The organism is Tumebacillus flagellatus (assembly GCF_000714935.1).
Taxonomy (GTDB): Bacteria; Bacillota; Bacilli; order Tumebacillales; family Tumebacillaceae; genus Tumebacillus; species Tumebacillus flagellatus.
In genome coordinates this window covers 1-9,056 of record NZ_JMIR01000057.1, presented here as the reverse complement: position 1 = coordinate 9,056, position 9,056 = coordinate 1, and the positions used below count along the sequence as shown (strand labels likewise).

Below are 9,056 nucleotides of genomic sequence, written 5' to 3'. Positions count from 1 at the left end.
GCTTGGTAGCGCGCACGCTTCGGGAGCGTGAGGTCCAGGGTTCGAATCCCTGCATTCCGACCATACAGTTTTGAAGGAAAGACCCTTCTCCGGCACAGGTTGCCGTAGCGGGTCTTTTTTTTGTTTTCCTTGCTTCGGCGAATCCGCACAAACTAGTAAACCAAACTCCTACATGGTAGACTAACTACATACATTTTCACCCAAATCCCCCTTAGGAGCGTTCTGAACATGTCCGAACAAGTGGGAAAAAACATCTCCGAGTTTTCCTATCTTACAGCCAATCAAAACACGTCACGTTACCGCAGCATCATGCGCTTTTTCTATACCCAATATCAAAAAATGAACTTCTGGATTTCTCCGGAGGAAGTTTGGCAAGGTGTCCTCTCCTACGGTCAAATTCAGAACTACGATCTGGAAGAATGCCAGCGCGACCTCAATGCGTTGGTGGGCTGGAAGAACCTTACCGAACAGCACGACGGCAGCCGAGCGAACAGTATCGAAGAGTATCTGAAACGGCGTTTTCGCTATATGATGACCCCTTACGCTATTGAAATTGAACGACTTGTGATTCAATTGGAAGGCATCACCGGCTACGGCGGCTCGTTGCAACCGAGCAAACTGCAAGAATTGGTTCGGAATGTGCGGCGAATTCGCTTTTGGCAGGAGGCGGAAACGGACAGCAGTGCCGAGGAGTTGTGGGACAATTTGACCATGATCTTCAGAGAACTCAACGAAGAAGCGGCAGACTTCATCGCGTCTTTAAACAGCAAGAAATCGGAAGAACTCTTCTCCACGGATGTCTTCTTACTCTATAAAGACAAGGTCGTAGGGTATCTGCAAAACTTCATACAAGTTTTGCAAGGCACGGCTCCGGAAATTGCACATTGGCTCAAGCAATCCCGATTGGACCCGCTTTCCACAACTCGTTTTTTACAGCAGGTAACGCAAGCCAAACTGGCCATTCCAAATCTGGAGGACATGCAGACCGAAGAAGAATGGCGTGCACGCATTGAGGGGCAATGGGAAAGCATCGAGCGTTGGTTTATCAACGACGAGCGAGAGTCCAGCAATGCCAATCGCTTAGAACAGATGACCAAGGACACGATTTACAAGCTGGTTCGCGCAGCGGTCCGAATTCAGGAACAAGGTCGGCGCGGCATCTCCCGTCGTCAGGAGTTAGAGATCATCGGCAATTGGTTCTTCTCGCTGGAGGAATTGGACGAGGCACACCGCTTGGCGGCATTTGCGTTTGGCCTTTATGAAACCCGACATTATTACGGGGGGCATGATGACCGGCCTTATTTGGCGGAAACCTCGATTTGGGATGCGACCCCTATGGAACGAGAGTTGCAACCTCGAGGACATCAGCATAAGCAACGTGCTCATGCGCCGCAGCCTGTCGTAAAGCGCAAAAACAACGCAACCTCCATGCATGCCTATCTCCAGAAGAAACAACAAGAAGACGAACTGCTTCATCGCTTCCTTGAACGCGGGTTGTTGACGATCTCTGAACTTGAACAAGTGACAGTGCTGGAGCGCCAACAGATTTTGGCATGGATCAGCAGATGCTTATCTACCAAAAACAAACAGTTCCAAACCCCCAATGGTGTCACCGTGTCTGTTGTGGGCATTCCGAATCCAGAGCAACGGGTCATGTTGCATTGTGAGGACGGCGATTTGGAGATGCCTGATTTTACCCTCTATTTTCGAAAGGATGACTCCGCATGAGCGAAGCGGACAAGCAAAAGTTACCACAAGCGGAACGAAAGCGGGAAGAACGCGCTGAGTTGGCACAAGTGTTGCTGAACCGCCCTTGGGTGCTAAAGTCGGAACATCCCGATTTGTATGCCAAACTCCGGGATCATTATGAACCGTTGCGGCAGTGGTTCCAAGAAAAGTGTGGATTTACACTGCTGCAGACACGCGAATTGATCAAGTTGGAAAAAGTTCCGGGGGTGGCGCAACCGTGGATGGGTTTTGCCGAGTTCAGCCAGGTAATGGATTACGGCCTGTTCACGTATTGCCTGTGGTATTTGGAAAGCAAAGGCGAAACCGAACAGTTTTCCTTGACCGAGCTTGTCGAAGAAGTGAAAGGCAAGGTCAAACTGACCGGACATTATTTTGATGAAGGCATCTACACACATCGCTTGTCCTTGAAACGAGCTCTGAAAAAACTCCGTGAAATTGGAGCCTTGAACGCGGTGGACGGCGATGAAGAGGAATGGGTGCACCATCATGAAGATGAGCGAAAAAACGTGCTTTATGAATGCACCTACATCACCCGTTTTGTTCTTCGGAGATTTGTACAAGACATCTCCTCCTTCACGGAGATCTCCCAGTTGGGGGAAGGGGTTTACCCGGAAAGCCAACAAGGGGAGAACGATCGGCGCAGGCACTACATTTTTCGTCGATATGTACAAGAACCGGCCGTGCTTGACGATCAGTGGACGGAAGATGACCGCAAGTACGTGCTGACGCAGCGCAGTTACATTCTTAATCAGATGCAAACCATCGGCTTGGATGGAAGTCGATACAAAGAAGCGTTGTTGTTCTGTTACCCCTATCCCAAAAGCGAGATGGAATTGTTCCCCACAGCGCAATCGATCAGTGATTTGGTGCTGCTTCTGACCGGTGAGATACAAGATCAGCTTCGAGACGCTTCCGGGTCTGTGCACTTGACTCGTTCCGATCTGGAAGGGATCTTGACTCGGCTAAAGGAAGCTCACCAGACGTATTGGAGCAAAAAAGACCGTGAAGCGAAGATCGGAGAACTGGCAGAGGAACTGCTCACTCATATGGAAGAATGGGGATTGGCTCGGCGAATCGACTCCCAACAACTATGTCTGACACCGGTTTTGGGACGTTGGAAAGGGTTCTATAAGAAGAATGGAGTGGAAAAGCTGTGATGAATCGTTGGCAGTTGAGCCGTGCGGGGATATTTAATTTTTGGTACTACGACGAGCAGGAGTTTCATCTGCAAAGCGGCCGCATCTTGTTTCGAGGTGCCAACGGCGCGGGGAAATCAGTCACGATGCAAAGCTTTCTGCCGCTTGTTCTGGATGGAGATACTCGTCCGTTTCGGCTCGACCCGTTTGGCTCAAGAGATCGAAAAATTGAGTATTATCTGCTGGGGGAAGACGGAGAGCATACGGACCGCACAGGATATCTTTGGATGGAATTTTACCTTGCGCAACAGGACCGCTACCAAACGATCGGCATTGGACTGCGGGCGAGACGCGGGAAGTCCCAGCTTGATTTCTGGGGATTTGCTCTTACTGACGGCCGGAGGATCGGTCGTGATTTTCATCTGTATCAGAACGACTACGCACAAGGTGAGGAAGCGCGAATTCCACTGGACTGGAAAGCGTTGCGCGACCGGATTGGAGCAGGCGGTCAAGTGGTGCAGGAGCGCAAGGAGTACCGCCGTCTCGTCAACAAGTTGCTTTTCAAATACGACAACGTCAAACACTTTCAAGAAATGCTTGACCTCTTGATTCAATTGCGAAGCCCGAAACTGTCGAAGGATTTCAAGCCGACGACGATCTATGAAATCTTGAACAGCGGGCTGCCACCGTTGCAGGAGGAAGAACTCCGTCCGCTTGCAGAAGTGCTGGAATCGATCGATCAAATCGGTGATCGAAAACAGGAACTGGAATTGCATGTTCATTTTGCGAAGCACTTGGCGGACGCATATGGTAAGTACAATCAATTTCAGTTGTATCAGACTGCCCATCAAGTGATTCAGACGGATGGCGAACGAGCAGAAGCAGAACACAACATCCAGAAAAAACAAGCGCAATCCGAACAACAATCGCAGGAGCTTGAACAAGTCAACACAGAAATCGAGACCAGCCTGCAAACCGAGCGGACAGCGCGGGCGGAAATCGGAATCTTGGAGCAAGACGAAGCGTTTGAAAAAGAGAGAGAATTAGAGAACAAGCGCGAACAACAGAAACGCGTGCAAGAAGAGATGAACAAGACGCAGACCCGGTTGGAGATGTGGCAGAACCGTTATGCCGCAGTCGACAAACGGATGCGCGCCCAGATTGAGAAACGCGACCAGCATGCGTCGAAGCAACAAGATTTGCTGCTTGATCTGGAAGCGTTGGCGAGAGATGTGGAGTTTCGCTATCACGATGTGTTTCACGGACGTTTTTCGCGGGAAATTCCAGACGATGCGTTGCTGTTTGATTCCTGGAAGAGAGGCATTGACGATCACGAGCAGGCCCTGAAAGAAGCTTTGGAATGTGCGCGCCAGCACCAACAAGCCAAAAAGCAAGTGCAAGACCAAGAGCGTGAACTGGGAATTGCCACGGAACGCCGGGACCATGCGGAAGCGAGCCTGCAAGCAGCGGAATCGCAACTGCTCCATACGAAAGAAGAGCAACAGGCCAAACTGTTCACTTGGCGCAAAGAAGCGCGGATCTTCAAGTTGGAAGATGCGGAGATGACCCGGGTCCTGCATCTTCTCAGTTCTTTCCCAGAGGTCGCGTATGAAGAGATCACAGCAGCGGCGCAAGAGCGTTCGGGGACACTTTATCAATCGATCTGGCAAGAACGAGCGCAAGCAGAAGCAGAAAAAGGGCGTCTGGTCGCGGCGGAACAGGAAAAACAGAGGGAAATCCAGACATGGAAAAACCAACGTGAACCGGAGCCGCCCCGTTCCGCATCCCGTGAACAGACGCGCGGCACGTATGCGGATCGCAACATAACCGGAGTCCCGCTGTATGCGGCCTGTGAATTTCATCCGCAAGTGAGAGAAGAGTTGCGGGCGGTCTTGGAAACCGTTTTGCAGGAAACGGGGCTTCTCGATGCTTGGATTGGCGGCAACAGCCTGCAAGTGACGCGAGAGGATGAAGAGTTTTGGGTGCAGGCGGCACCGCTCGATTTCGGGTATACGCTGGCTGATTTTTTGAAACCGACCCCGCCGGAAGATCGGTCGGTCACAGCCGAACAGATCGATTCGTTGTTGCGCTCGATCGAAGTCGGCGAACCGCTGACAGCCAGTGAGCGCGTTGTGATTTCCGTAGACGGTCAGTTTCGCATGGGGACGTTGGCGGGCAAAGTCCGACCCAAATCCCGTGCAGAGTACATTGGCAAAGAAAGCCGAAGACAAACCCGCATGGCCATGATTTCCCGCCTGGAGCAGGAAATTTTAGAATTGAAAGCCTGCATCGAACGCCAAGATCAGGTGCTTCGTTTCTTGCAGGAACGGGAATCAGCATTGAGTTTGGATCTGGCTGCGTTCCCTTCAGGCGCCGAGTTGATGGCGGCACGCAACGCTTTGCAAACGGCGAAGGACAGATGGAGCATGGCGGTCGAAGAGCTGGAGCGAAAAAATACGTCATGTAAAGCGGCGATGCAAGTCGAGAGCGGAATTCGTCAACGGTTGCATGTCTTGACACAAGAGTACACGTCGCTGAAGGACGAAGCGCGTTTGAAAATGGCTGTCGATCAGTTCCGCACGTATCTGAACGACTTTTTCGAACTGCGTTCACAATGGAATCAATACGTGCAGGTGCAGAAGTCGATTGTACGCGATGAGCAGGAGTTGAAAGAAGCCGGGGAGCAGGTAGAAAATGAGCGTGAGCATCTAGACGAATATCTGCGCCAATCCCGTGAAGTGGAAGCCGTCATTCAAGCGTTTGAAAATACGCTGAAAGAGATGGGGGTAGCAGAAAAATATCGACAGTTGACACAACTGCGGGAACTCGCTGCCAGAATGAGCGCACAAGCGAGGGAGTTGGGGGATCGAAAGAGCGACTTAACAGTGGATCTTCGAACTTCCGCAAGGGAGTTGCAGAGTCTGCAGGACGAATTGCAAAAAATCACGGTCAAACTGCAAGCTCGTTTGCAGGAGTGGCGCTATGAACGAAGCCTCCAACTGGTTTCCATCTGGCGGGAACAACCTTTGCTGGAATCGACAGAAGAGGACGTAAAACTGTGTCACCGGATGTACCAGACCTACAAAAGCAGCTTCGAGAATCGCAGAAGCGAAGGGGTCCTCAATAGCTTATTTACTGTTGTGAACGAAGTTCGGTCGCATCTGCATGACTACGTGTTGGAGATGGAAGCGGACCCGAATACGAACAGTCGGCAATTGATCCGCTTTAACTATGACCGCAAACACCCGGTCACCCCGGAGTATTTGCTGTTTGAGTTAGAGAAGATGCTCGAGGAGCAAAACGTACTGCTCAGTGACAAAGAAAAAGAACTGCTTGAAAAAGTGCTCATCCAAAGCGTCGGGGTCAGCATTCGCGAGAAAATCCAGCGTGCGGAGGAATGGGTGAAAGAAATGAATGAGCTGATGCGCCAGCGCCAAACCTCCAGCGGGTTGCAATTGCAACTGAAGTGGGAACCTCGGCCGAAGCGATCGGAATCCGAGATGGATACTTCGGAACTGGTGGCTTTATTGCGCGTTGATTATGAACACTTGACGGAGGAGAAGCGGGAGCAAATCCATGCTCATTTCCAAGATAAGATCAAAACCGCAAAGCAAGAGGCTGAAAATTACCAGTCCTTGCGGCAGGTGATTCATGAGTTCTTGGATTATCGCGACTGGTATCGCTTCAAACTCAGATTTAAAAAAGGGGACCGGGTGGACTACCGGGACTTGAGCGATTCAAGCTTCAACGTCATGAGCGGCGGGGAGAAAGCGATGTCGATGTACATTCCGCTGTTTGCCGCCGTGTCTTCCCGCTACAAAGGGTCGTCACCGGAAAGCCCGCAAGTCATTTCGTTGGACGAGGCATTTGCCGGTGTGGACGAAGAAAATGTGCGGGACATGTTCGGCTTGCTCACCCAGATGGGATTTGACTACATGATGACCAGCCAAGTGCTGTGGGGATGCTTCGACACGGTGCCGGGCTTGGCGATTTACGAGATCGTTCGACCCAAAGATGCGGATGAAGTGATCGCGATTTCCTATGTGTGGAACGGTCGGGAACGGATTGTGAATTTTGACGGGTTGGAACAGAATTTGGCTGGATAGGGGAAGTCCATTGATGCAGCGCGAGAAAGAAATTCGGGAGCACTTTTTGCAAACGGGTTATCAAAGACTGTTTGAGCAAGCCCGACGCAAGTGGGAGTCGATCGGGCGGGTCGGAGGAACCATTACGATCAAATCTCTGCGTGAAGAAGAGCGTCGCCGCCTCTCAGGTCTGTTCGGGAAATCCTATCAGACGGGAGGAACTACCGAGATTCGGCTCATGGAATTGGATCAGATCTTGCGTTCTTCGCGTTGGGCTGTTGGGGTAGAGGAACTGCTTGCCCTGCTCACCGGTCAACCTCTTGTGTCAAACAAGCAAAGGAAAGAACGGCGGACGAACGCTTGGGACACTTTTTGCGATGATCTCCTAAAAGGTTGCAAGCGCCAAGAGACTCGATCGTGGTGGAAACAAGTGAACGCAGGAGACGTGGCGGGGTCGAAAGCGGTCAAGATGTTGTTTGAATCGGATCGTCAGCGAGCGCAAACGGCGGCACGGCTTTGTTTGCGGGCATTGGATGAACTGCCGCAATGGTCAGGTCGACGGGAGCGGCTCCCTGTGTTCGCGAACCGTTTGAGCGGTGACCCGCATGCGTTGGACGCTGAGACGCCAAGCGGACGTTGGTTGTACTTGGCTTTGTGCGATCTCTTCGGGATTCGATTTGACAGTGCGGCGGAGTGGAAGCGGGAAGTGTTTCAGGAAGCGGGGATTCTCGCAGATGAAGTTGCTTCTTATGTAACGGTGTTGGGGATGGGGACTTTGCCCGACGACCCGTGGCATACTTTTTTTGAGCAGGCTGTGTCCGCACGGATTCCGTTGTTGCTGCCATTGGCTTTCTTCCAGCAAAAAGTGACTTGGCGAGAGACGAAACGCTTGTATGTCGTCGAGAATCCGTCCGTTTTTCAAAGTCTAATCGATGAATTTCCCCAAGAGGAGAGGTTGCCGCCGCTCGTTTGTACAAGCGGCCAACCTTCGGTGGCAGCCTTGCGCTTGTTGGATGCTTTTGCTGCGACAGGGACAACGCTCTATTACAGCGGGGATTTCGATTGGAAAGGCATTGAGATCGCCTGTTCGTTGCAAACTCGGTATCGGGAGTCGTTTGTGGCTTGGCGAATGTCCAAGGAAGAGTATCTGTCTTGTTCAGTAGGTACGCCCTTTGAGGAAGAACAAGCCAGAGGTGTGCTCTCCTTAGAAGTTCCTTGGGATGAAGAACTGGTCCGAACTATGATGCAGCACAAGCGGAACGTGTATCAGGAGTCTTTGTTGGAGCTCTTGCTGGAAGATCTGACGGCCGTAAACGCGTGAGAAAACGCGTTTGCAGGAGCACTGTCGATGGCGCAGCGGGAGGACGAGGGTTTTGTTTGAGTTTGTTCCGGCGCTGTCTTTGAGCAAAACTGCCGGGACATGGTAAGATAACTCTTGTCGTGCTGGACGGGGAGTTAGCGGTGCCCTGTAACCCGCAATCCGCTGCAGCGGGGTCGAAGCTCGGTCGAGGGTTCGTTTCTTTGAGGACGGCTGTCGGGCCCGGTGGTGTTGAGGATCGGGTCCTGCGCAACAGAACCTCCTGAATCGTGTCAGGTCCGGAAGGAAGCAGCACTAAGGGAATCGTTTTGTGTGCCGCAGGGTTGCCTGGTCGGAGCCGCCGGCGACGGTACGCTCGGAGTTCGGATTCGGAGCCGATCGCACGACGCTACATAACGATGTTCGAAAAAAACGCCTCCCTTCTTCGCGGTTTTGCGGAGAGACGGGGCGTTTTTTGTCGTTTGTGCTCGTTGGAGGTATAGAAGTGGATGTTTCGGATAGAATGTTGAAGAACACGAGAGAATTCGGGTGGTCAATCCCCGTGACAGCTTCTCTTGTGCAAATTTGCGCAGTTGTGAACGTTGAGGGTTTGCAGCTGAGGTGATATGATAAGTCCTGTCGCCGCGAGAGATTGCGGGACACCAAAGAAACACGATATCGCGCTTGACACGACAGACAATATGTGATATCTTAATCGAGTCATCTTGTTGGGGAGTCGCCAAGCGGTAAGGCAACGGACTTTGACTCCGTCATGCGAAGGTTCGATCC

4 protein-coding genes and 1 other RNA gene are annotated in these 9,056 nt (G+C 51.8%); all 5 read left to right on the top strand.

Features of this window, described 5'->3' with window-relative positions:
* Positions 1-228: 228 nt before the first annotated feature.
* Positions 229-1,728 (top strand): TIGR02677 family protein, encoded by a 1,500-nt coding sequence (locus tag EL26_RS22450; protein ID WP_038094584.1) that lies wholly within the window; start codon positions 229-231, stop codon positions 1,726-1,728.
* Entirely contained in the window at positions 1,725-2,906 is a 1,182-nt protein-coding gene (locus EL26_RS22445; protein ID WP_081857425.1) for a TIGR02678 family protein, read from the top strand. The genes EL26_RS22450 and EL26_RS22445 overlap by 4 nt, the downstream gene beginning before the upstream one ends.
* The gene (locus EL26_RS22440) at positions 2,906-6,991 is read left to right on the top strand and encodes a TIGR02680 family protein (protein WP_038094582.1); all 4,086 of its coding nucleotides are present in this window, start codon (positions 2,906-2,908) and stop codon (positions 6,989-6,991) included. The genes EL26_RS22445 and EL26_RS22440 overlap by 1 nt, the downstream gene beginning before the upstream one ends.
* 13 nt (positions 6,992-7,004) lie before the next feature.
* On the top strand, positions 7,005-8,291 hold the full coding sequence (locus EL26_RS22435; protein ID WP_038094581.1) for a TIGR02679 family protein: 1,287 nt from the start codon (positions 7,005-7,007) through the stop codon (positions 8,289-8,291).
* A 117-nt stretch (positions 8,292-8,408) separates the two neighbouring features.
* Positions 8,409-8,674: signal recognition particle sRNA large type (ffs, locus tag EL26_RS24780), an RNA gene on the top strand.
* Positions 8,675-9,056 lie beyond the last annotated feature (382 nt).

Coding starts and splice junctions, on each gene's coding strand:
- EL26_RS22445 (WP_081857425.1), top strand. CDS start 1,725: ATGAGCGAAGCGGACAAGCAAAAGTTACCACAAGCGGAACGAAAGCGG.
- EL26_RS22440 (WP_038094582.1), top strand. CDS start 2,906: ATGAATCGTTGGCAGTTGAGCCGTGCGGGGATATTTAATTTTTGGTAC.
- EL26_RS22450 (WP_038094584.1), top strand. CDS start 229: ATGTCCGAACAAGTGGGAAAAAACATCTCCGAGTTTTCCTATCTTACA.
- EL26_RS22435 (WP_038094581.1), top strand. CDS start 7,005: ATGCAGCGCGAGAAAGAAATTCGGGAGCACTTTTTGCAAACGGGTTAT.